Below are 22,025 nucleotides of genomic sequence, written 5' to 3'. Positions count from 1 at the left end.
CAACCCATTGAATCAGGGCATTTCCCATGAACATCCTCATAGTCGAAGACGAACCCAAGGCCGGCAATTATCTGCTCAATGGCTTGCAGGAACTGGGCTACAGCGTGAGCCTGGCCCGCGATGGCGTGGACGGTTTGCACCAGGCCCTGGAAACGCCGTTCGACGTGATCGTGCTTGATGTGATGATGCCGAAAATGGATGGCTGGGAAGTGCTGCGCCGCCTGCGCAAGGAGGCCGATACGCCGGTATTGTTCCTGACCGCCCGCGATGATATCGCCGACCGCATCAAAGGCCTGGAGCTGGGCGCCGACGACTATCTGATCAAGCCCTTCTCCTTCGCCGAACTGGTCGCGCGCCTGCGCACCCTGACCCGACGCGGCCCGACTCGGGAAGAAGAGCACCTGCAGATCGCCGACCTGCAAATCGATGTGCTCAAGCGCCGCGTCACCCGCGCCGGCACGCGCATTACCCTGACCAATAAAGAGTTCGCCCTGCTGCACCTGTTCGCCACTCACCAGGACCAGGTGCTGTCACGCTCGCTGATTGCCTCGCGGGTTTGGGACATGAATTTCGACAGTGACACCAACGTGGTCGACGTGGCCGTGCGACGCCTGCGCTTGAAAATCGACGACCCGTTCCAGCTCAAGTTGATCCATAGCGTGCGCGGCATCGGCTACCGCTTCGATACCCAGCCATGAGTCGCAGCCGTCATCACTCGCTGACCCTGCGCCTGGCGCTGATCTTCGCCCTGCTCGCCTTTGCCCTGATGACCACCCTGGGCGTGGCACTGTACCGCGAGCTGGAGCGCGAGCTGATCCGCCGCGACGACACCGCGCTGATCTCCCGAGTGGATCAACTGCGCAACCTGCTCAGCGACAGCAATACCCTGGACCTGATCAAGACCAAACCCGAGTTGTTCCAGAACATGCTCGGCAACCGCGAATCCGTATTGAGCATCGCAGCCCCCGGTCAACAACCCTTGCTGTTGGTGAACCCGGCGAATATCAAACTGCCTGCGATAGAGCCGGTGCCCAGGGATCACGTACTGGCGCTGAGCGATGTGCAGCACGTGCCGGGGCTCAACGGCATTCCCTTCTCGACGGTAGCCGCGACCATCAACACCGGCGACCTGGGCAGCCTGCAAGTCACCAGCGGCCGCCTGATGACCGAGCGCACCGCCGTACTCGCCAGCTATCGATTGAGCGTTTACATCCTGGCGAGCATCGCTGCGATCATCCTGGCATTGGCCGGTTACCTGCTGGTGCATCGCGGCCTGCTGCCCTTGCGCCGCCTGGCCCGGCATGCGCATGGGATCGGCGTCGGCAACCTGGCCGAGCGCCTCGACAGCGAGGGCGCCCCGAAAGAACTGCTACCGATGATCGAGTCGTTCAACACCATGCTTGAGCGTTTATCCAAGGGCTTTGTGCAACTGGGCCAGGTCTCCACCGACATGGCCCACGAACTGCGCACGCCGATCAACAACCTGCTCGGCGAAACCCAGGTTGCCCTGCAGCAGCAACGCAGTGTCGACAGCTACCAGCAACTGCTGGCGTCCAATGTCGAGGAGCTCGAACGCCTGGCGCGGATGCTCGACAACATGCTGTTCCTGGCGCGCACCGACCCGGCCAGCGCGTTGCGCCAGCGCCAGGCGCTGGACGCAGCGGATGAAGTGGAGCGCATCGCGGATTATTTCGAAGGGTTGGCCGCTGACGTGGGCATGCATATCGTGGTCCAGGGCGCAGGCGAGATCTGGGCTGAGCCGATGCTCCTGCGCCGCGCCCTGGCGAACCTGTGCGCCAACGCCATCAAGTATGGAGCGCCGGGCTCGGCGCTGAGCATCCAGGCGATTGCAACCGACGAGGGCGTCAACGTGAGGGTCAGCAACCAGGGTGAGACCATTCCCGCCGAGCATTTGCCGCGGCTGTTCGAACGGTTCTACCGGGTGGATGAGTCCCGCGAGCGCTCCTCCCAATCCAATGGACTGGGGCTGTCGATCGTGGCCACCATCATGCAGCTGCATAACGGGCGGTATCGCGTCAGCAGTGAAGATGGCGTAACGACTTTCGAGTTGTTTTTTCCCGTACGGGAAGCGTGAACCATCGCCCCTTCAATCAAACGCCCCGTTGAGCACTTCGTAGATAATACCGGTGGCGATCGTTACCAATATCAGATCCGTACCCGCTTGCTGCCACTCATACCCATCGTAATGAGGCAGGCGCCCCGCCAGGCGACCATCGAGTTTCTTCGCGATACCGGGCGGCAGCGGCTTGCCGCGAGCCAGATTTTTCTGAATACCCGGCGGCAACGCAGGCCCTGGACTCCAGTAATCGCGGTTACCACCCACCAGGCTCAGCACACCGCCTCGATCAACGCTGGGCCCGCGGTTACCGGCCGAGCCTTTGCCTTTGGGTTTGTCGTGGCCCTGCCCCGCCGAATGATTACCTTTGTTGTTGCCCTGACCCTTGCCATTGCCGGGGTCAGCCAGGGCCATACCGCTGCCTGCCAACACTGCGAGCGACAACGCGACAGAGACGAACTTAGAGGACTTGATCATGGTGTACTTCCTAGGTGGACGCTTGTTTAACTGTAGTCGAGGTTATAGCCCCTCGAACTAAATCAGCTCACCCGGCCACCTGTTTCCACGATATCCATCCGGGTTCGCCAGGCGGCCGAGACCGCCAGGCGCAAGCCCTCCACCAACACAGGCAATTCCATCGACGGCTGACCGAACGCCGGCAAGCCCGGCACATGGATAAATCCACTGCGCACCTCAGTACCCACCAGCGCATGCTGCAATCGATAAAACACCTGATTGCACACGAAAGTCCCAGCCGTCTGCGAAACCGAGGCCGCAATACCCGCCTCACGTACCGTCCTGACCATGCTCTTGATCGGCAAAGTCGAGAAGTAAGCGGCAGGCCCACCTTCCACCACTGCCGTGTCGATCGGCTGGGCGCCGAGGTTGTCCGGGATACGCGCATCATTGACGTTGATCGCGACGCGCTCAATGGAAATATCACTGCGCCCGGGGCCCAGGCCGGTCGCGATGACCATGGCCGGTTGCAGCTCCTCTATCAGCCCAAGCAAGGTCTGGGCAGCAGTGGCAAAGGCGCAGGGCAATCGGCGCGCGACGATCCGCACGTCATCACTCAGCTCTACCCCTTCCAGCAGGCGTACCGCCTCCCAGGAGGGGTTCACCACGTCGTGGTCGAAAGGCTCGAAGCCGGTCAGCAATAGGGTTTTCATCCTGGCCTCACATCAACAGATAAAGCAGCACGATATTGACCACCAGCATCATCAACGCGGTGGGCAATTGGGCCTTGATCACCGCGTTCTTGTCCGGCAGTTCCAGCAATGCTGCCGGTACGATATTGAAGTTGGCCGCCATCGGTGTCATCAGCGTACCGCAGTAGCCGGAGAACATGCCGATCGCGGCCATGACCGCCGGGTTGCCGCCGTAGATGCCCACCAGCACCGGCACGCCGACGCCGCCGGTCATCACCGGAAACGCTGCGAAGCCGTTGCCCATGATCACCGTAAACAACGCCATGCCCAGCACATAGACCATTACCGCCACCAATTTGAAATCCAGATTGATGTAAGTGGTGGTGATGTGGGCGACCGCTGTGCCAACCCCGGCTTCATTGAACAACAGCCCGAGCATGGCCAGCATCTGCGGCAGCACCATGGCCCAGCCCAGGGCTTCGGTCAGGCGACGCGATTCGCGCAAGGCCTGCACGGGTGTATCGCGCGTCAGCCAGCAGGCCAGGCCAAGGGCGATCAGGCAGCCGATGCCGAGAGAGACGAAGGTAGTATTCTTCGGATCAAGCAGCGGCACACCGCCGATTTCGGTGTGCTTGAGCAATACCGAGCCAATCACCGTGGTCAGCGGAATGGCCAGCGCGGGTATGAATAGCTTGTGACCCAGGCGAGCGGCACTGGCGCGGGCCGCCTTGTCATGCAATTGCGCATGCTGGCCACGGCCAACGCCACCCAGGCCGGCAATCAGCGCCATTACTACAACGCCACCACCGATGACCACCGAGGGCAGGCGCTCTCCCACCAGGAACGGAATGGCAAACAGCAGCCAGAACAGCGCGCTCGACCAACGCTTGGGATGGGTGCGATCCAGCAGGATCATGCCGGCGGTGATCAGCAACAGCACACCGGCCAGCCAATACAGATATTGAATGGAAATAATCATTGCGCAGCCTCCACCGAGGGGGCGACGGTCATCTCACGGGTCAACCGTCGATCGAATCGATGCAGTCGAATGGCATGAATGATAAAGGCACAGATCGCCGTCGGGATGCCCCACACTGCGATATGCAGGGGCTCCACATCGATCCCCGAGCCCAGCAGAAAGGTATGCATCAAGGCGATCGCACCAAAGGCGACGAAGATGTCTTCACCGAAAAACAGCCCCACGTTGTCGGTGGCGGCACACATGGCCAATACCTTGTGACGCAGCTTGTCCGGCAGCTTGCCATAGCGTTTTTCCGCCGCGCCTTCGGCCATCGGCGCCAGCAACGGCCGCACCATCTGCGGATGCCCACCCAGGCTGGTCAGTCCCATGGCCGCAGTGGATTCACGTACAAACAGATAGATGATCAGCAGACGCCCGACCGTCGCGCGCTCGAAACGGGCGATCCAATTCTGTGCATGCAGGCGCAAGCCATGTCGCTCCAACAGGCCAATCACCGCCAGCGGTAATAACAGGATCAATTGCAGTGCACGGGTCTGAAGGAAACCGTCACCCATGGTGGCGAGAATTTTCTCCAGCGGAAACTGAGCGGCGAGCCCGGTAGCGATAGCGGCGGCAGTGACCACCAGCAACGGATTGAAGCGCAATACAAAGCCGACCACGATGACAAGTACGCCGATCAACGGCCATAAATTCACAACAGTTTGCATGGCGGAGAGGTCCTTTAGTGCGCGCTGCGGCGCCATTACAGCAGGATGTGAGCAAGAGGCTCACAGCATGAAAGTGGCGTGCAGTCGGCTCGGTTTTTTTATTGTTGACCCGGAAGGTCGAGCAGTGGCGGCAACTTTGCTGCCTTGAGGCGGGAGGTGTCCAACAAGAAAAACTGTTGCTGCAGACCAATAAATTTTGTCGAGATTGGCACTGCTGGAATCGGCAACTGGAGGGATTCGGGATTCGCCCTATACTCAACGATGATGCGCCTACGCAGCATCCAGGGTGCTATTGCCGACAATGAGGGCTCCAGCTATGTATGCCGGTCAGATGAGCAGTATGGCGACAGCAATTGGCGAGATACGTTGCCAGATGGTGGTCCAGATCATTTGCCTGCTGTCGGTGGCGACGCTTTTCTGTTGACCGAGACGTCAGCGTCGCAAGTGCGCCGCAACGCGCCGCTTTGCGTGGTATTGCCCGAATTTCAGGCAACAAAAAAGGGCCCACCTTTCGGTGAGCCCTTCTAGACCGCCCAGCAGAGCGGATTTTGTTTGGTAGGCGCGATTGGACTCGAACCAACGACCCCCACCATGTCAAGGTGGTGCTCTAACCAACTGAGCTACGTGCCTGCTGTGAGGCGGCATTCTACGGAATTCCGTAAGGGTGTCAACATCTTTTTTGCAGCTAACCCTATGAATATGCGAATTTTTTATTCGCGGGTCAGGCGCCCGCGAATTACGCGTGGCTGGCAGGCAATTTTCAACTCAGGTAGGATCGCCGCACTCGTAAAAAATATAAAACAGAGGTTCCAGGATGGCGAACACCCCCTACCCCCAGTCGTATTACGCCGCCTCCGCGAATGCGGTTCCGCCGCGCCCGGCATTGCAAGGCGAGGTCGAAACCGATGTCTGCGTAATTGGTGCCGGTTATACCGGTCTTTCCAGCGCGCTGTTTCTGCTCGAGAACGGTTTTCGCGTAACCGTCCTGGAAGCCGCCAGGGTAGGTTTTGGTGCGTCCGGCCGTAATGGCGGGCAGATCGTCAATAGCTACAGCCGCGACATCGACGTCATCGAGCGCAGCGTCGGGCCCAGGCAGGCGCAGTTGCTGGGCGAGATGGCATTCGAGGGTGGCAGGATCATTCGCGAGCGCGTGGCCAAATATCAGATCCAGTGCGACTTGAAGGACGGCGGTGTGTTCGCCGCCCTCAACAGCAAGCATATGGGCCATCTGGAATCACAGAAGCGCCTGTGGGAGCGCTACGGCCATACGCAACTTGAACTGCTGGACGAGCGCCGTATCCGCGAAGTCGTGGCCTGTGACAACTATGTGGGCGGCCTGCTGGACATGAGCGGTGGACACATCCATCCGCTCAACCTGGCATTGGGCGAAGCGGCGGCCGTCGAGTCCCTCGGCGGCACAATCTATGAGCAGTCGGCCGCCGTGCGCATCGAGCGCGGCGCCAACCCGGTGGTGCATACCGCCGAAGGCAAGGTCAGGGCCAAGTTCATCATTGTTGCGGGCAATGCCTACCTGGGGAACCTGGTGCCGGAGCTGGCGGCGAAATCAATGCCGTGCGGCACCCAGGTGATCACCACCGCACCACTGGGCGATGAGTTGGCCAAGACCTTGTTGCCGCAGGATTACTGTGTCGAAGACTGCAACTACCTGCTCGACTACTACCGCCTCACCCGCGACAAGCGTCTGATTTTCGGCGGCGGCGTGGTGTATGGCGCGCGGGACCCGGCGAATATAGAAGCGATCATTCGACCAAAGATGCTCAAGGCGTTCCCACAGCTCAAGGACGTGAAGATTGACTACGCCTGGACCGGCAATTTCCTGCTGACCCTGTCGCGCTTGCCACAGGTGGGCCGCCTCGGCGACAACATCTATTACTCACAGGGCTGCAGCGGCCATGGCGTGACGTATACGCACCTGGCAGGCAAGGTCCTGGCCGAGGCATTGAGAGGCCAGGCCGAGCGCTTTGATGCGTTTGCCGACCTGCCCCATTACCCGTTCCCAGGCGGACAGCTCTTACGCACACCGTTTGCCGCAATGGGCGCGTGGTATTACGGGCTGCGGGATAAACTGGGTTTTTGATGAACAACGGGAGCCGGTTCGCCGGCTACTCGCCTGGATTAGACAAATCGCAGACACAAAAAACCCCGGTCTTTCGACCAGGGTCTTTGCTATCGGATCAAAGCAGCCATCGGCTTCTTTGTGCTCCAAGGCGTTCAGCGGGCCTTGAGGCAGATATGGCGCAGCGGACGGGACTCGAACCCGCGACCCCCGGCGTGACAGGCCGGTATTCTAACCGACTGAACTACCGCTGCGTATCGCTTGGCTGACTGAGCGTAAAGCCTCAATCACCTTTGAACATCTGATCGATCAACCTGGGCTGTTCAATCTCAAGCTCGACACATCGAACCTGGAAAATATGGCGCAGCGGACGGGACTCGAACCCGCGACCCCCGGCGTGACAGGCCGGTATTCTAACCGACTGAACTACCGCTGCGCGTCGGTGCAACCTTTAACGTTGCGTCTTGCCCTAAGGCAAAACTCTCAAGAAGTGGTGGGTGATGACGGGATCGAACCGCCGACCCTCTGCTTGTAAGGCAGATGCTCTCCCAGCTGAGCTAATCACCCTTTGCTTCGTTGAGGCCGCGAAATTTACGCAGGTAGCGGACCTAAGTCAATAGCAGGATTGAGTTTTTTTCAAAAACAGCTGTAAGCAGCAAGCTTCAAGCCGCAAGTTCAAAGCCAGCAAAAATCTGCTCTCACTTGCAGCTTGCAGCTTGAATCTGCATCTCACTGCTCATAGATCATCTTCTTGCTCATGCCGCCGTCCACCACGAACTCTTGTCCGGTGACAAACCCGGCCTGGCGCGACAGCAGCCATGCCACCATGGCCGCCACGTCCTCCACCGTCCCTACCCGGCCCGCCGGATGCTGCGCATGATCGACATCGGTAAGCGGCTCGGCCCGCCGCGCAGCAGGATCACGCGCATCGATCCAGCCGGGGCTGACCGCATTGACCCGCACTTCCGGCCCCAGGCTCATCGCCAGGGCGTGAGTCAGCGCCAGCAGGCCACCCTTGCTCGCCGCGTAGGCTTCGGTGTCCGGCTCCGACTGGCGGGCCCGTGTCGAGGCCAGGTTGACGATAGCGCCACCATGGGCGCGCAGGTACGGCGCGCAATGCTTGGCCAGCAGCATCGGCCCACTGAGGTTCACTGCCAGCACGCGGTTCCAGTACGCCAGGTCGAGGCTTTCCAGGGTGATATTGCGCGGATCGGCCACCGCCGCATTGCACACCAACGCATCCAGGCGCCCAAACTGCCCCAATACCTCGGCGACACCCTGGGCCACCTGCTTCTCGTCGGCCACATCCATGGTGATAAACCAGGCATTCTCGCCCAGCACCTTGGACACCTTGGAACCGCGCTCTCGGTCCAGGTCGGTCAACACCACCTGCCAGCCCTCACTGATCAGCCACGCCGCAATCCCGAGACCAATGCCGCGCGCCGCGCCGGTTACCAGCGCAACGCGCCCGTTAGTGGCCGCTGCGGCCTCCATGGACCACTCGATCACAAGGCCGCCAGCCCGCGGGCCAGGTCAGCCTGCAAGTCCGCCACATCCTCCAGCCCGACCGCGATGCGAATCAGGCTGTCACGGATGCCCGCGGCTTCACGCTCCTGCGGCGCCAGACGCCCGTGGGAGGTGGTGCTCGGGTGCGTGATGGTGGTCTTGCTGTCACCCAGGTTGGCGGTGATCGAGATCAGACGCGTGGCATCGATAAAGCGCCAGGCGCCCTCTTTGCCACCCTTCACCTCGAAACTCACCACTGCGCCGAAACCGCGCTGCTGGCGCTGAGCCAAGGCGTGCTGCGGATGGCTTTTCAGGCCGGCGTAATGCACCTTCTCGATACCGTCCTGCTGTTCCAGCCATTCGGCCAGGGCCTGGGCATTGGCGCAATGGGCCTTCATGCGCAGGCTGAGGGTTTCCAGGCCTTTGAGAAAGATCCAGGCATTGAACGGGCTCAGGGTCGGGCCGGCGGTGCGCAGGAAGCCCACCACCTCCTTCATCTGCTCGCCGCGACCGGCCACCACGCCACCCATGCAACGGCCCTGGCCGTCGATAAACTTGGTGGCCGAATGCACCACAATGTCCGCGCCCAACTTCAACGGCTGTTGCAGGGCCGGGGTGCAGAAACAGTTGTCGACCACCAGCATGGCGCCCCTGGCATGCGCCACTTCGGACAGCGCGGCGATATCCACCAGTTCCGCCAGCGGGTTGGACGGCGACTCGACGAACAGCAGGCGGGTATTGGCCTTGATCGCCGCATCCCACCCGGACAAATCCGCCAGGGGCACGTAGTCCACTTCGATACCGAAGCGCTTGAAATACTTCTCGAACAGGCTGATGGTCGAACCGAACACGCTGCGCGACACCAGTACGTGATCGCCAGCACTGCACAGGCTCATCACCACCGCCAGGATGGCCGCCATGCCGGTCGCCGTGGCCACCGCCTGCTCTGCGCCCTCCAGGGCGGCGATGCGCTCTTCGAACGCACGTACGGTCGGGTTGGTATAGCGCGAGTAAACGTTGCCCGGCACTTCACCGGCAAAGCGCGCGGCGGCGTCGGCCGCCGTGCGGAACACATAACTGGAGGTGAAGAACATCGGGTCACCGTGCTCCGCTTCCGGGGTACGGTGCTGGCCGGCGCGCACAGCCAGGGTATCGAAAGCTACGCCATCGAGGTCGCTGTCCAACCGACCGGCATCCCATTCCTGACTCATGCTGCGACTCCTTACACAAATTCTTTGTTTAAGATACAAAACCGGCCCCTCAGGGCCGGTGTCTACTCAGTTGTTGTACAGATCGATGATCGCACTGACCGCCTGGGTCTTGATCTTGGACGAGTCGTTGCGCGCCTGCTCGATCTTGTTCAGGTAGGCCTCATCGACGTCACCGGTCACGTACTTGCCATCGAACACGGCGCAGTCGAACTCGGCGATCTTGATCTTGCCGCCGCCAACCGCCTCGATCAGGTCAGGCAGGTCCTGGTAGATCAACCAGTCGGCACCGATCAGGTCGGCCACGTCTTGCGTGGAACGATTGTGGGCGATCAGTTCGTGGGCGCTCGGCATGTCGATACCGTACACGTTCGGGTAGCGCACGGCGGGCGCGGCAGAACAGAAATACACGTTCTTCGCGCCGGCTTCACGGGCCATCTGGATGATCTGCTTGCAGGTGGTACCACGCACGATCGAGTCATCCACCAGCATAACGTTCTTGCCGCGGAATTCCAGCTCGATGGCATTGAGCTTCTGGCGCACCGACTTCTTGCGTGCCGCCTGGCCGGGCATGATGAAGGTACGGCCGATGTAACGGTTCTTGACGAAGCCTTCGCGGAACTTGACGCCCAGGTGGTTGGCCAGCTCCAGCGCAGCGGTACGGCTGGTGTCCGGGATGGGGATGACCACGTCGATGTCGTGCTCGGGACGCTCGCGCAGGATCTTCTCGGCCAGCTTCTCACCCATGCGCAGGCGTGCCTTGTAGACCGACACGCCGTCGATGATCGAATCCGGACGCGCCAGGTAGACGTGTTCGAAGATGCATGGCGTGAGTTTCGGCGCTACGGCGCACTGACGGGTGTGCAGCTTGCCGTCTTCAGTGATGTAGACCGCTTCACCCGGTGCCAGGTCGCGGATCAACGTGAAGCCCAGTACATCCAGGGACACGCTTTCGGAGGCGATCATGTACTCGACGCCTTCGTCGGTGTGACGCTGGCCGAACACGATCGGGCGGATGCCGTGGGGGTCACGGAAACCGACGATGCCGTAACCGGTGATCATCGCCACCACGGCGTAACCACCGACGCACCGGTTGTGCACGTCGATCACCGCGGCAAACACGTCTTCTTCGGTGGGCTGCAGCTTGCCGCGCTGGGCCAGCTCGTGGGCGAACACGTTGAGCAGTACTTCCGAGTCGGAACTGGTGTTGACGTGGCGCAGGTCGGATTCGTAAATCTCCTTGGCCAGCTGTTCAACGTTGGTCAGGTTGCCGTTATGCGCCAAGGTAATGCCGTAAGGCGAGTTGACGTAGAACGGTTGAGCTTCGGCCGAGGTCGAGCTACCGGCGGTCGGGTAACGCACATGGCCAATGCCCATGTGCCCGACCAGGCGCTGCATATGACGTTGGTGGAACACGTCACGCACCAGGCCATTGTCCTTGCGCAGGAATAACCGGCCGTCGTGGCTGGTCACAATACCGGCAGCATCCTGGCCGCGGTGCTGGAGGACGGTTAGCGCGTCATACAGCGCCTGATTGACGTTCGACTTACCGACGATACCGACGATGCCACACATGCGACGCAACCCCTACTTAATGAATCTTGACTGAACACCACTTACTGAGGCGTGTTGGCCGGCAAGAGGTGTTCCTTGAACGGAAGATCAGCGGGTACGCTGATTCCGCTGGCCAGCCACTGACTGCTCCACCCCAATATGAGGTTCTTGGACCAATCTGCAACCAATAGAAATTTTGGCACGAGTACCGACTCCTGCCACCACGCATCCTGCTGTACCGGCCCCAGGCTCAACAGCCCGACCGCCACGACCACCAGCAACGCGCCCCGCGCGGCGCCGAAGGCCATGCCGAGAAATCGATCGGTCCCGGAAAGACCGGTGACACGTATCAACTCGCCAATCAGATAATTGACCATTGCCCCCACCAGCAGCGTGGCGATGAACATGATGGCGCAGCCCGCGATGACGCGGGCCGAGGGTGTCTCGATGTACCCGGCCATGTAGACCGACAGTGAACCACCGAACATCCAGGCTACGACTCCTGCGATGATCCAGGTCAGCAACGACAGTGCTTCTTTTACGAAGCCGCGGCTCAGACTGATCAAAGCGGAGATGGCGACGATTGCAACGATCGCCCAATCAACCCAGGTAAATGGCACAGTGCAGCCTACGTACGGATAAGGCGGCGCATTTTAGCAGAGCGCCGGGCTATCGGTAAGCGGTGATTACGGGTGCTTTGCAAATCAATAGATTGGGCAGTGCGAACACTATTTCAAGACCGCTGAAAACAATGTGGGAGGGGGCTTGCCCCCGATGGCAGTGGTTCAGTGTCAGATGTACTGACTGACCCACCGCTATCGGGGGCAAGCCCCCTCCCACATTTTGACCTTATCGTGCCGCCTAGCCGCGCTCAGGCTGGAAACGGGTCACAAACCCCTTGAGGTTCTGCTGGCGATCGAGCAAATCGCGCAGGCGATCGGCTTCGGCGCGCTCGATCAGCGGGCCGATAAACACACGGTTCTTGCCATCGGCGCTGCGGATATACGCGTTGTAGCCTTGGGCGCGCAGCTTTTTCTGCAAGGCGTCGGCGCCTTCGCGGTTGCCCAGGCTGGCCACTTGAATCGACCAACTGATCGGCAACCCATTCGGGTCGATACGACTCTGACCGACATCCGGCTTGCCCGGCGCGGCCGGCTGTGGCGCGACCGGCTTGGGCGCAGGGGTCGGCGCGGCAGGCTTGGCGGCTGCGACAGGCGCTGCCGGAGCCGGCTTGACCACCGGAACACTCGGCTGCACCGGCATGGACGGCGCCTGCTGTGCAGCGACCTCGGCGTCGGTCGGCACGGGCTCTTGCTCAGGCAGCGCTTGCGGTTCAGGCACCACCACCGGTTCCACCTGAACCTGAGGCACCACCGGCGCCTGTGGCGCAGCCGGCGCTTCAACCACCACCTGGCGCTGTTCGTCCTGACGGGAGAACAGCATCGGCAGGAAAATCACCGCCAATGCCACCAACACCAGGGCTCCCACCATCCGCTGCTTGTATGCGCTATCGAGTAATGCCATGTGCAGCTTCCTCCGTGGAGCGCCGGGCCAGCCATTCGAGCGCCTCGGCAACACAATAAAATGATCCGAACAACAGAATCTCGTCGTCGGCCGTCGCCACCGCACATTGCGCCTCAAGGGCCGCAGTGACGCTTGCATACGACGCCACCGGCGCACCAAGGTTCTGCAAGGCAACTTGCAGTTCAGCTGCCGCACGGCTACGCGGGGTATCAAGCGGTGCAACGGCCCAGGCCCCTACGCTGCCGAGCAACGGCGCAACCACGCCATCAAGATCCTTGTCAGCCAGCAAGCCGAACACCGCCAGGCGACGGCCGGACAATGGCGTGCGCATCAGCCGCTGCGCCAGGTATTCAGCGGCGTGGGGGTTATGCCCCACATCCAGCAGCAGGTTAAGACGCTTGCCTTGCCACTCGACGGCGCGCCGATCCAGGCGCCCCACTACCCGCGTCGCCAGCAGGGTTGCGGCAATTTGCCCGGGATTCCACGGCAGATCCAGCAACAGATAGGCTTGCAGCGCGAGCGCGGCATTTTCCATCGGCAGGTTCAGCAGCGGCAAATCGCGCAACACTACCTGTTGACCCCGCGCATCGCGCCCGGACCATTGCCAATGCTGATCGCCGATCTCGAGACTGAAATCACGCCCGCGCAGGTAAAACGGGCAATCGAGCTCACGCACCTTGTCCAGCAAGGGTTGCGGTGGGTCAAGATCACCGCACAGCGCAGGCTTGCCCGGGCGAAAGATCCCGGCCTTTTCGTACGCCACGGATTCGCGGGTATCGCCCAGGTAATCGACATGGTCGACACCGATACTGGTGACCAGCGCCACGTCGGCATCCACCACGTTGACCGTGTCCAGACGCCCGCCCAGGCCCACTTCCAGCACGACGATATCGAGCTGCGCACGCTCGAACAGCCACAACGCCGCCAGGGTGCCCATCTCGAAATAGGTCAGGGAAATATCGCCACGCCCCGCATCGAGGGCGGCGAAGGCTTCGCAGAGTTGCGCGTCGCTCGCTTCGACGCCATTGAGCTGCACCCGCTCGTTATAGCGCAGCAGATGCGGCGAACTGTATACGCCGACTTTCAGCCCTTGGGCTTGCAGCAACGCGGCGACAAAGGCGCAGGTCGAGCCTTTGCCATTGGTGCCGGTAACGGTGATCACACGCGGTGCCGGACGCCCCAACCCCAGGCGGGCCGCTACCTGTTGCGAGCGCTCCAGGCCCATGTCGATGGCGGACGGATGCAACTGCTCAAGGTAGGCGAGCCATTCGCCCAGGGAACGTTCGGTCATAGGTTTGCCGGCACCGGCGGCACAACGATCGGCTCGACTTTGGGTGCGACGTAGACAGGCGTTGGCAGGCCCATCATTTGCGCCAGCAGGTTACCCAGCCGTGGCCGCAGCTCGCCGCGCGGGATAATCAGGTCGATGGCGCCGTGTTCCAGCAGGAACTCGCTGCGCTGGAAACCTTCCGGCAGTTTTTCACGCACGGTCTGCTCGATGACGCGCGGGCCGGCGAAGCCGATCAGGGCCTTCGGCTCGCCGACGATCACATCGCCCAGCATCGCCAGGCTGGCGGAAACGCCGCCGTACACCGGGTCGGTCAATACCGAGATGAACGGAATGCCTTCTTCGCGCAGACGCGCCAATACCGCCGAGGTCTTGGCCATTTGCATCAGGGAAATCAGCGCTTCCTGCATACGCGCGCCACCGGAGGCGGCGAAGCAGATCATCGGGCAACGGTTTTCCAGGGCATAGTTGGCAGCGCGCACGAAACGCTCGCCGACGATGGCACCCATCGAGCCGCCCATGAAGGAGAACTCGAACGCCGACACCACTACCGGCATGCCCAGCAGCTTGCCGCTGACGGAGATCAGCGCGTCTTTCTCGCCGGTCTGCTTCTGCGCACCGACCAGACGGTCCTTGTACTTCTTGCTGTCGCGGAACTTGAGACGGTCGACCGGCTCCAGGTCAGCGCCCAGCTCGTTGCGGCCGTCGGCGTCGAGGAAGATGTCGATACGCGCGCGTGCGCCAATACGCATGTGGTGGTTGCACTTGGGGCAAACGTCCAGGGTCTTTTCCAGTTCCGGGCGGTACAGCACCGCGTCGCAGGACGGGCACTTGTGCCACAGACCTTCAGGAACCGAGCTTTTCTTCACCTCGGAACGCATGATCGAAGGGATCAGTTTGTCTACTAACCAGTTGCTCATGCTTTCTTTCTCCAGTACCGGTGGCTTGAACACAGCCCCGCGTATGCCCTTGAGCTAAATTCATATGTGGCGATGATGTCGGCGGGACGGGGTCAGAGGCTCGACCAGCCATTTCCCGCCTGTATCCTCAGCCTTCCAGACAACCTGCCAGCGCAGGGTTGCCACTTCGTTTCCGGGCCTCCCGCAGGCGGCGCCGGTGCTGTTTTACACAGTGGTAGTTATGGACGGCGGCAGACTGCCAGCCGTCACATCGCACCGCTGCTGTTGCGCACGGCCTGCACGAATGCGCGAATCCTGGCGTGATCCTTGATGCCCTTGCCCTGCTCCACCCCGCCGCTGACATCCACGGCATACGGCCGGACCTGCTCGATGGCCGCGCCGACATTCAAAGGGGTGAGCCCACCGGCCAGAATCACCGGCTTGCTCAAGCGCGCCGGGATCAGCGACCAGTCGAACGCTTCGCCCGTACCGCCGGGAACGCCTTCGACATAGGTGTCCAGCAGAATCCCGCGCGCCCCCGTATAGGCGGCACAGGCGGCAGCGATATCATCGCCGGCCTTGACGCGCAGCGCCTTGATGTAGGGGCGCTGATAGCGCTCGCATTCGTCCGGGGTTTCGTCGCCATGAAACTGCAGCATGTCCAGCGGCACGGAATCCAGGGTTTCATTGAGTTCACACCGGCTGGCGTTGACGAACAAGCCCACAGTGGTCACGAACGGTGGCAGCGCAGCGATGATGGCCCGCGCCTGCAACACATTCACCGCTCGCGGGCTCCTGGCGTAAAACACCAGACCAATGGCATCCGCCCCCGCCTCGACCGCCGCCAACGCGTCTTCGATGCGGGTAATCCCGCAAATCTTGCTGCGAACGGCTGACATATCGTAGAAACCTCAGGGATTGAACCGAGAAAGTCCCGGATGGTAACAAAAGCTCTTCCGGGCGTCAGCCGTCAAGTTCGCTGAAACCGGTGAGGAAGTGTGGCCCGATAAAACGCTCCGGCAGCTCGAACTCATCACGGTACTCCACCTCCACCAGATACAGGCCGAACGGATGCGCCGTCACCCCACCGGTACGGCGCACGCGGCTTTCCAGCACTTCCCTGGCCCATTGCACCGGACGCTCGCCGGTACCGATGGTCATCAGCACACCCGCAATGTTACGCACCATATGGTGCAGGAACGCCCCGGCACGGATATCCAGCACAATCATCTTGCCATGACGGGTCACGCGCAGATGGTGGACTTCCTTGATCGGCGATTTGGCCTGGCATTGGCCGGCACGGAACGCGCTGAAATCATGCACCCCCACAAGGTGTTGCGCAGCCTCGGCCATGCGCTCGGCATCCAGCGGGCGGTGGTTCCAGGTAATTTCCTGGTTCAGGTGCGCCGGGCGGATCTGATCGTTATAGATCACGTAGCGGTAGCGCCGGGCGATGGCCTTGAAGCGCGCATGAAAATGCGCCGGCATGACCTTGGCCCAGGTGACGCTAACGTCATGGGGCAGATTGATATTGGCGCCCATTACCCAGGCCTTCATCGAGCGTTCGGCCTGGGTGTCGAAATGCACCACCTGACCGCAGGCATGCACGCCCGCGTCGGTCCGCCCGGCACACATCAGCGACACCGGCGAGTCAGCGACTTTCGATAAAGCGTTTTCCAGGGTTTCCTGCACCGTCAGCACGCCGGATGCCTGGCGTTGCCAGCCGCGATAGCGCGAGCCTTTGTATTCCACGCCCAGCGCGATGCGGTAAAAGCCTGCGGCCGCCATTTCGGCGGCCGCGTTATCTATATTTGCCAAGAACTGAGAGCCTGATGAGTTGCGCGAAGGCAGCCATTATAAAGGCGACGGCTGCGCGACGGGCGCTTTTGTTGGAGAGGGGCGCCAAGCCAACTGTGGGAGGAAGCACGCCCTGTCTCACAATGGATGTTTATCAGCCTTCAGATTCGGCCGAGCATTTCCTTGGCCTCGCCGCGCTGGGTCTCGTTGCCCTCGGTCAGTACTTCGGACAGGATGTCCTTGGCGCCATCGGCATCCCCCATGTCGATATAAGCCTGGGCCAGGTCCAGCTTGGTGGCGACTTCATCGGTACCCGACAGGAAGTCGAACTCAGGCTCATCGTCACCGAGCGCCGCATCTTCAGCCGTGAACGAGGGTTCGATGGAGGGGTGCTCCAGGCTCTGGGACAGACGGTCCAACTCGGCGTTGACGTCATCCAGCTCCGACGCGAAGGCATCCGGCTTGGGCGCCGATTCGGGCTCATCCGCCAGGGAGAGGTCGAAATCTTCCGGCAAATCGAAGTCGTCCAGAGCTGCTGGGGTCAGGGTCGGCGGCTCGACGGCAGACACGTCCTTCATCTGCTCTTCGAGCCCGGACAGGAAGTCGTCATCCGATTGCGCAGACGCCGGTGCGTCCAGTTGCAGATCAAGGTCGAAGTCCGACAGTTCATCGGCACGTGCATTGGCTGCCGTCTGCTGCTGAAGAAGCGCCTCGAATGTCTGCTGATCATCGACCTCAGCCGGCGATGCCGCTTCCAGCTCGTCCAGGCTCAGATCGAAATCGGTGTCCAACGGTTCCGGCTGCGACGCAGCCGGCTTGTCTTCCAGCAAATCCTTGACGTACTGGGCGTCCAGGGCTGCAGCGGCCACTGCCGCGCTTACACCTGCCGCCAATACCGCCATGGCCGGGAAACGGCGTTTGAGCTGCTCGACCTGGGCATGGTTTTCACCGTTGGCCACCAGTTGCCGCTCCTGATTGACGAAACCGTCCTTGTCATTTTGCAGGCCGTACACTTCCATCAGCTTCAAACGCAGATCGCTGCGCTTGGGCTCGTGCTTGATCGCTTGTTCGAGCACATCGGCCGCCTGGTTCAGGTGGCCACGGTCGATATGGGACTGGGCCTGGGCCAGCGCATCGTTGGCGTTCTGCGGGGCAACCGCAACCGCCAGCGGCGCAAGCACCGAGGCGACGCTCGGCACGACCGGCTCAACCACCGGAGCGCGCGCAGGCGCGGGTGCAGGCGCTACATTCGGCGGCGGCACTTCCAGGCCTTCGAAACTGTCGGAGGGCAGGTCGCGCTCCAGGCTCGATGTGAACTCCGGCTCCTCAGCCAGCGCTCGCGCCATGCGCAGGTGCTTCTCTTCTTCAAGACGGGCGTTGCGATGACGCACCCACAGCAGCAGGAGCAGCAACGCCAGAATGATGGCCGCACCACCGAGCACACCGAGCACGATAGGGTTGGTCAACAGCTCATTGAATTTGCCTTCGGTGGTTGCAGGCGCGGCAACCGGCTTGGCAGGTTCCGGAGCAGGTGCGGCAACCGGGGCTTGTGCGGCAGGCGCCGGCTCATCGGCCGACGGCGCAGGCATCGCCGCCGCCTCGGGCGCTGCTGCTGCCGTCACGGGCGCCACTGCATCGCCCTTCTCGGCCTGCAACCGGGCCAGTTGATCATTTTTCAGTTGAATCAGCTTTTGCAGCTTGTCCAACTGGCTTTGCAAATCTGCCGCGCGGCTTTTGAGCTCTTCGTTATCGCGACGGGTGGTGTCCAGTTGCTCTTGAGTCATCGCCAGCTTGTCGCTCAACGCACGGCTGTCGCCCGCCTTGCCGTTTGCACCTTTTTTGGCTGCTTCGGCCGACACCAGGCTCAGGTTGTCCTTGGCATTGGTGCTCGACGGCGCGTTGCCAGTCTCGGTGCGCTTGGTGGCGTCCAACTGGGCCTTGCCTGCCACTTGCTGGTTGGCGGTACGGCGGCCCTGGCGCCAGGCGGCGTTCTGCGCAGTCACTTCGGCGATCGCCTGGGGTTGCGCCAGCGCGGTGCTTTGCACGGTGTCCGGCAGGCGCAGGACCTGGCCGGTTTTCAAGCGGTTGATGTTGCCATCGACAAAGGCATTTGGGTTGAGCGCCTGAATGGCCAGCATGGTCTGTTGCACAGAGCCACCATTGCGGTTTTTCTCGGCAATTTCCCACAAGGTGTCGCGAGCCGTGGTGGTATGTTGCGCAGGCTTGCTGACGGCGGACGCGGTGCCGGCCGGCGCACTCAAGCGCGGCGCCGGGGCGCTGGCAGCCGATGTAGGCGGGTCGAATTTGGCGGGATCGAGCAGCACGCTGTAGTCACGCATCAGGCGGCCATTAGGCCATTGCACCTGCAACAGAAAGCGCACATAGGAATCGGGCAGCGGTTTGTCGGAGGTGACGCGCACCACGCTGCGGCCATTGGGATTGACCACCGGCGTAAAGGTGAGCTGGTCGAGAAAGGCCTGGCGATCGACACCCGCATCGACGAACGCCTGGGACGACGCCAGGCTCGGGGTGATCTCGGACGCCGTGAGGCCACCGACGTCGAGCAACTCGATTTCCACCGACAGCGGCTGGTTCAACTTCGACTTGAGGGTCATCTCCCCAAGTTGCAGCGCCTGCGCCATACCGGAGGACAGCGCCGAGGCGGCCGCTATTGCTAACACCAGTTTGCGAACTTGAACCATAGCCTCATCCTTTGTCTGAACACTCCCCGGCTTGCGAGAAGGTTGGTAACCGCTGCCATAAGGCATGGCGAGCCGATAGGTCACCGACACGCTTGTGTTCCGCTTTGGGCCAAGCATAGCGCTTGGTGAGAATCAATCTACAAATTGACGCCAAGTATCTTTTACGCAAGGCCTTTTATCAACAACTGCGCCAGCTGCACGGCGTTAAGCGCAGCCCCTTTGCGTACGTTATCTGACGTCAGCCACAGATTTAGTTCCGCCGGGTCGTCGACGCCCGCGCGCACTCGTCCTACATAAACAACGTCCTGACCCACTGCATCGCCGACTGCCGTTGGGTAGTCGCCCGCCTCGACCAGCTCGATACCCGGCGCCGCCTCAAGCGCGCCGCTCACCGCAGCCAGATCGGCCGGCGCGCCCAACTGCAGCGACACAGTCAGGCTATCGCCGAAAAACACCGGGGCTTGAATGCACGTGGCGGAAATTTTCAGTAAAGGTGTTTCCAGTACGGCGCGCAATTCATGTACGAGACGTTTCTCCAGCGCCGTGTGACCCTGGGCGTCTGGCGTGCCGACTTGTGCCAGCAGGTTGAAGGCCACTTGCCGATCAAAGAAGGTCGGCTCCAGCGGACGCACATTCAACAGCTCGGCGGTCTGGCGGGCCAACTCACTCACGGCCTCGCGGCCCAGGGCAGACACGGCCAGGTTGGCGGTGACGCTCACGCGCTGGATATCCAGCAGGCCACGCAACGGCGCCAGCACCACCGCCAGGTAAGTGGCGGACGGGCTCGGGCTGGCGATTTGAAACGGTTTCTTCAAGTCTTTGAGCACATGGGCATTGGCTTGCGGCACCACGTGCGGCGCCTGCTCGGCAGGCAACGCGCCAGACAAGTCGATCACCGAACAACCGGCGGCAATGGCGCGTGGAGCGAAGCTCAAGGTCACCGCCGGGCCGGCCGCGAAGAAAGCCAGTTGCGCCTTGCTGAAATCGAATTCGTCGACTTCCTTTACCCGCAGATTCTTGCCCCGGAACGGTACCGAGGCACCGGCGGAATTGTTGCCCGCCAGCAAATAAAGGGTGCCTACCGGGAAGTCCAGCTCTTCGAGAATCTGTACCAGGGTTTCGCCAACGGTGCCGGTGGCGCCGATCACGGCGATTTCAAAGGTCTGGGTCATGGGGCTTGCCTCGGGCATTGCGGGGGAGCGGCACTTTACCGGGTGACAGGGGGTGAGGCAATTGGCCTGGGGCTTGTGGAGTGGCTGATGGCCTAATCGGGGGCAAGCCCCCTCCCACAGGGTGATGTGTGAACGCATTCAAATGTGGGAGGGGGCTTGCCCCCGATTAGGCCCTGGCAGGCAACAAAAAACCCGCGCCTGTCACCAGAGCGCGGGTTTCCCGGTACAAGCAGCGATCAACGCTCGAGCAAAATCCGCAGCATGCGACGCAACGGCTCGGCCGCGCCCCACAGCAACTGGTCGCCAACGGTAAACGCGCCGAGGAACTGGCTGCCCATGTTCAGCTTGCGCAGACGGCCCACCGGTACATTCAGGGTGCCGGTGACCTTGGTCGGGCTCAGCTCCTGCATGCTGATATCGCGGTTGTTCGGCACCAGCTTGACCCAGGGGTTGTGCTGGCTGATCAACCCTTCGATATCGGCGATCGGCACGTCTTTGTTCAGCTTGATGGTCAGCGCCTGGCTGTGGCAGCGCATGGCGCCGATGCGCACGCAGATGCCATCCACCGGGATCGGATTCTTGAAGCGACCGAGGATCTTGTTGGTCTCGGCCTGGGCCTTCCACTCTTCGCGGCTCTGGCCGTTCGGCAGTTCCTTGTCGATCCACGGGATCAGGCTACCGGCCAATGGCACGCCGAAGTTTTCGGTCGGATAAGCTTCGCTGCGCATGGCGTCGGCCACGCGGCGGTCAATATCCAGGATCGCGCTGGCGGGGTCGGCCAGTTGATCGGCAACCGCAGCGTGGGTCGCGCCCATCTGTTTGATCAGTTCACGCATGTTCTGCGCGCCGGCACCGGAGGCCGCCTGATAGGTCATGGCGCTCATCCACTCGACCAGACCGGCCTCGAACAAGCCACCCAGGCCCATCAGCATCAGACTGACGGTGCAGTTGCCGCCCACATAATTGCGGGTGCCGGCGTCCAGCTGCTGGTCGATGACCTTGCGGTTGACCGGGTCGAGGATGATCACCGCATCGTCCTGCATGCGCAGGCTCGACGCGGCGTCGATCCAGTAGCCCTGCCAGCCGGCTTCGCGCAGCTTGGGGAAGACTTCGCTGGTGTAGTCGCCACCCTGGCAGGTCAGAATCACATCGAGGGTCTTGAGCTCTTCAATGCTGTAGGCATCCTTGAGCGGCGCAATATCCTTGCCCACGGACGGCCCTTGGCCACCTACGTTCGAAGTGGTGAAAAACACCGGCTCGATAAGATCGAAATCCTGCTCTTCCAGCATCCGCTGCATGAGCACGGAACCGACCATGCCGCGCCAACCGATCAGACCTACACGTTTCATCGCAACTACACCTTGTTAAAAAGTGGGCCGCCTTG

At 61.6% G+C, this 22,025-nt stretch carries 19 protein-coding genes and 4 tRNA genes; 3 read left to right on the top strand and 20 right to left on the bottom strand.

The genetic code is table 11. The annotated features are described in order from the left end of the window. The first annotated feature begins 26 nt into the window (after window positions 1-26). Both PspCFBP13528_RS10275 and PspCFBP13528_RS10270 read left to right on the top strand, forming a co-directional pair. Window positions 27-698: a heavy metal response regulator transcription factor gene (locus PspCFBP13528_RS10275; protein ID WP_137200140.1), complete on the top strand. Its 672-nt coding sequence runs from the start codon at window positions 27-29 to the stop codon at window positions 696-698. Further along, a complete protein-coding gene (locus PspCFBP13528_RS10270; protein WP_137200139.1) occupies window positions 695-2,095 on the top strand; it encodes a heavy metal sensor histidine kinase in 1,401 nt (466 codons plus the stop codon). Before PspCFBP13528_RS10275 ends, PspCFBP13528_RS10270 begins: the two co-directional genes overlap by 4 nt. A gap of 12 nt (window positions 2,096-2,107) precedes the next feature. On the opposite strand, the gene PspCFBP13528_RS10265 is transcribed toward PspCFBP13528_RS10270, so the two are convergent. The 5 genes from PspCFBP13528_RS10265 to PspCFBP13528_RS10245 form a co-directional block, all read right to left on the bottom strand. Further along, window positions 2,108-2,554: an anti-virulence regulator CigR family protein gene (locus PspCFBP13528_RS10265; protein ID WP_101220267.1), complete on the bottom strand. Its 447-nt coding sequence runs from the start codon at window positions 2,552-2,554 to the stop codon at window positions 2,108-2,110. A 62-nt stretch (window positions 2,555-2,616) separates the two neighbouring features. Next, window positions 2,617-3,246, bottom strand: a complete 630-nt coding sequence (gene pcp / locus PspCFBP13528_RS10260; RefSeq protein ID WP_137200138.1) for a pyroglutamyl-peptidase I — start codon at window positions 3,244-3,246, stop codon at window positions 2,617-2,619. 7 nt (window positions 3,247-3,253) lie between these two features. Continuing rightward, the gene (locus PspCFBP13528_RS10255) at window positions 3,254-4,204 is read right to left on the bottom strand and encodes a DUF979 domain-containing protein (protein ID WP_065952928.1); all 951 of its coding nucleotides are present in this window, start codon (window positions 4,202-4,204) and stop codon (window positions 3,254-3,256) included. Beyond that, window positions 4,201-4,914, bottom strand: a complete 714-nt coding sequence (locus PspCFBP13528_RS10250) for a DUF969 domain-containing protein (RefSeq protein ID WP_137200137.1) — start codon at window positions 4,912-4,914, stop codon at window positions 4,201-4,203. Before PspCFBP13528_RS10250 ends, PspCFBP13528_RS10255 begins: the two co-directional genes overlap by 4 nt. 553 nt (window positions 4,915-5,467) lie before the next feature. Next, window positions 5,468-5,544: transfer RNA gene (locus PspCFBP13528_RS10245), tRNA-Val, on the bottom strand. Between the two features lie 184 nt (window positions 5,545-5,728). On the opposite strand from PspCFBP13528_RS10245, the gene PspCFBP13528_RS10240 reads away from it, so the two are divergent. Beyond that, window positions 5,729-7,012 carry an FAD-binding oxidoreductase gene (locus PspCFBP13528_RS10240; protein ID WP_137200136.1) on the top strand — a complete coding sequence of 428 codons (1,284 nt, stop codon included), beginning with the start codon at window positions 5,729-5,731 and terminating at the stop codon, window positions 7,010-7,012. 156 nt (window positions 7,013-7,168) lie between these two features. On the opposite strand, the gene PspCFBP13528_RS10235 is transcribed toward PspCFBP13528_RS10240, so the two are convergent. From PspCFBP13528_RS10235 to asd, 15 genes are all read right to left on the bottom strand, one after another. After that, window positions 7,169-7,245, bottom strand: a tRNA-Asp gene (locus PspCFBP13528_RS10235). 105 nt (window positions 7,246-7,350) lie between these two features. Continuing rightward, a tRNA-Asp gene (locus PspCFBP13528_RS10230) sits at window positions 7,351-7,427 on the bottom strand. A gap of 55 nt (window positions 7,428-7,482) precedes the next feature. After that, window positions 7,483-7,558 (bottom strand) — tRNA-Val (locus PspCFBP13528_RS10225). 162 nt (window positions 7,559-7,720) lie between these two features. Further along, window positions 7,721-8,485, bottom strand: a complete 765-nt coding sequence (locus tag PspCFBP13528_RS10220; RefSeq protein ID WP_137200135.1) for an SDR family oxidoreductase — start codon at window positions 8,483-8,485, stop codon at window positions 7,721-7,723. 11 nt (window positions 8,486-8,496) lie between these two features. Beyond that, the gene (locus PspCFBP13528_RS10215) at window positions 8,497-9,708 is read right to left on the bottom strand and encodes an O-succinylhomoserine sulfhydrylase (RefSeq protein ID WP_137200134.1); all 1,212 of its coding nucleotides are present in this window, start codon (window positions 9,706-9,708) and stop codon (window positions 8,497-8,499) included. A gap of 66 nt (window positions 9,709-9,774) precedes the next feature. Continuing rightward, window positions 9,775-11,280, bottom strand: coding sequence for an amidophosphoribosyltransferase (gene purF / locus PspCFBP13528_RS10210; RefSeq protein ID WP_065952922.1), 1,506 nt, complete (start codon window positions 11,278-11,280; stop codon window positions 9,775-9,777). 41 nt (window positions 11,281-11,321) lie between these two features. Next, window positions 11,322-11,879, bottom strand: a complete 558-nt coding sequence (locus tag PspCFBP13528_RS10205; RefSeq protein ID WP_137200133.1) for a CvpA family protein — start codon at window positions 11,877-11,879, stop codon at window positions 11,322-11,324. 241 nt (window positions 11,880-12,120) lie between these two features. After that, window positions 12,121-12,783, bottom strand: a complete 663-nt coding sequence (locus tag PspCFBP13528_RS10200) for an SPOR domain-containing protein (protein WP_065952920.1) — start codon at window positions 12,781-12,783, stop codon at window positions 12,121-12,123. Beyond that, the gene (gene folC, locus PspCFBP13528_RS10195; protein WP_137200132.1) at window positions 12,767-14,074 is read right to left on the bottom strand and encodes a bifunctional tetrahydrofolate synthase/dihydrofolate synthase; all 1,308 of its coding nucleotides are present in this window, start codon (window positions 14,072-14,074) and stop codon (window positions 12,767-12,769) included. Before folC ends, PspCFBP13528_RS10200 begins: the two co-directional genes overlap by 17 nt. Beyond that, on the bottom strand, window positions 14,071-14,991 hold the full coding sequence (accD, locus tag PspCFBP13528_RS10190) for an acetyl-CoA carboxylase, carboxyltransferase subunit beta (protein ID WP_005789754.1): 921 nt from the start codon (window positions 14,989-14,991) through the stop codon (window positions 14,071-14,073). Before accD ends, folC begins: the two co-directional genes overlap by 4 nt. Before the next feature lie 245 nt (window positions 14,992-15,236). After that, window positions 15,237-15,869: a phosphoribosylanthranilate isomerase gene (locus PspCFBP13528_RS10185; protein WP_137200131.1), complete on the bottom strand. Its 633-nt coding sequence runs from the start codon at window positions 15,867-15,869 to the stop codon at window positions 15,237-15,239. 64 nt (window positions 15,870-15,933) lie between these two features. Next, window positions 15,934-16,758, bottom strand: a complete 825-nt coding sequence (gene truA / locus PspCFBP13528_RS10180) for a tRNA pseudouridine(38-40) synthase TruA (protein WP_101220273.1) — start codon at window positions 16,756-16,758, stop codon at window positions 15,934-15,936. Window positions 16,759-16,928: 170 nt separating this feature from the next. Continuing rightward, complete coding sequence (locus tag PspCFBP13528_RS10175; protein WP_137200130.1) at window positions 16,929-19,469, bottom strand: FimV/HubP family polar landmark protein; 2,541 nt, start codon at window positions 19,467-19,469, stop codon at window positions 16,929-16,931. Window positions 19,470-19,630: 161 nt separating this feature from the next. Then, window positions 19,631-20,641 carry an aspartate-semialdehyde dehydrogenase gene (locus PspCFBP13528_RS10170; RefSeq protein WP_065952915.1) on the bottom strand — a complete coding sequence of 337 codons (1,011 nt, stop codon included), beginning with the start codon at window positions 20,639-20,641 and terminating at the stop codon, window positions 19,631-19,633. Between the two features lie 236 nt (window positions 20,642-20,877). After that, window positions 20,878-21,990, bottom strand: a complete 1,113-nt coding sequence (gene asd, locus PspCFBP13528_RS10165; RefSeq protein WP_057721535.1) for an aspartate-semialdehyde dehydrogenase — start codon at window positions 21,988-21,990, stop codon at window positions 20,878-20,880. Window positions 21,991-22,025 lie beyond the last annotated feature (35 nt).

It is taken from the genome of Pseudomonas sp. CFBP13528, assembly GCF_005233615.1.
Lineage (GTDB): Bacteria > Pseudomonadota > Gammaproteobacteria > Pseudomonadales > Pseudomonadaceae > Aquipseudomonas > Aquipseudomonas fluorescens_AM.
Note: the sequence above shows the minus strand (reverse complement) of the source record. Positions and strands in the feature narration are given on the sequence as shown.

Excerpts from the sequence above, each read along its gene's own strand:
- PspCFBP13528_RS10275 (WP_137200140.1), top strand. The coding sequence starts at position 27 with ATGAACATCCTCATAGTCGAAGACGAACCCAAGGCCGGCAATTATCTG.
- PspCFBP13528_RS10270 (WP_137200139.1), top strand. The coding sequence starts at position 695 with ATGAGTCGCAGCCGTCATCACTCGCTGACCCTGCGCCTGGCGCTGATC.
- PspCFBP13528_RS10265 (WP_101220267.1), bottom strand. The coding sequence starts at position 2,554 with ATGATCAAGTCCTCTAAGTTCGTCTCTGTCGCGTTGTCGCTCGCAGTG.
- pcp (WP_137200138.1), bottom strand. The coding sequence starts at position 3,246 with ATGAAAACCCTATTGCTGACCGGCTTCGAGCCTTTCGACCACGACGTG.
- PspCFBP13528_RS10255 (WP_065952928.1), bottom strand. The coding sequence starts at position 4,204 with ATGATTATTTCCATTCAATATCTGTATTGGCTGGCCGGTGTGCTGTTG.
- PspCFBP13528_RS10250 (WP_137200137.1), bottom strand. The coding sequence starts at position 4,914 with ATGCAAACTGTTGTGAATTTATGGCCGTTGATCGGCGTACTTGTCATC.
- PspCFBP13528_RS10240 (WP_137200136.1), top strand. The coding sequence starts at position 5,729 with ATGGCGAACACCCCCTACCCCCAGTCGTATTACGCCGCCTCCGCGAAT.
- PspCFBP13528_RS10220 (WP_137200135.1), bottom strand. The coding sequence starts at position 8,485 with ATGGAGGCCGCAGCGGCCACTAACGGGCGCGTTGCGCTGGTAACCGGC.
- PspCFBP13528_RS10215 (WP_137200134.1), bottom strand. The coding sequence starts at position 9,708 with ATGAGTCAGGAATGGGATGCCGGTCGGTTGGACAGCGACCTCGATGGC.
- purF (WP_065952922.1), bottom strand. The coding sequence starts at position 11,280 with ATGTGTGGCATCGTCGGTATCGTCGGTAAGTCGAACGTCAATCAGGCG.
- PspCFBP13528_RS10200 (WP_065952920.1), bottom strand. The coding sequence starts at position 12,783 with ATGGCATTACTCGATAGCGCATACAAGCAGCGGATGGTGGGAGCCCTG.
- folC (WP_137200132.1), bottom strand. The coding sequence starts at position 14,074 with ATGACCGAACGTTCCCTGGGCGAATGGCTCGCCTACCTTGAGCAGTTG.
- accD (WP_005789754.1), bottom strand. The coding sequence starts at position 14,991 with ATGAGCAACTGGTTAGTAGACAAACTGATCCCTTCGATCATGCGTTCC.
- PspCFBP13528_RS10185 (WP_137200131.1), bottom strand. The coding sequence starts at position 15,869 with ATGTCAGCCGTTCGCAGCAAGATTTGCGGGATTACCCGCATCGAAGAC.
- truA (WP_101220273.1), bottom strand. The coding sequence starts at position 16,758 with ATGGCGGCCGCAGGCTTTTACCGCATCGCGCTGGGCGTGGAATACAAA.
- PspCFBP13528_RS10175 (WP_137200130.1), bottom strand. The coding sequence starts at position 19,469 with ATGGTTCAAGTTCGCAAACTGGTGTTAGCAATAGCGGCCGCCTCGGCG.
- PspCFBP13528_RS10170 (WP_065952915.1), bottom strand. The coding sequence starts at position 20,641 with ATGACCCAGACCTTTGAAATCGCCGTGATCGGCGCCACCGGCACCGTT.
- asd (WP_057721535.1), bottom strand. The coding sequence starts at position 21,990 with ATGAAACGTGTAGGTCTGATCGGTTGGCGCGGCATGGTCGGTTCCGTG.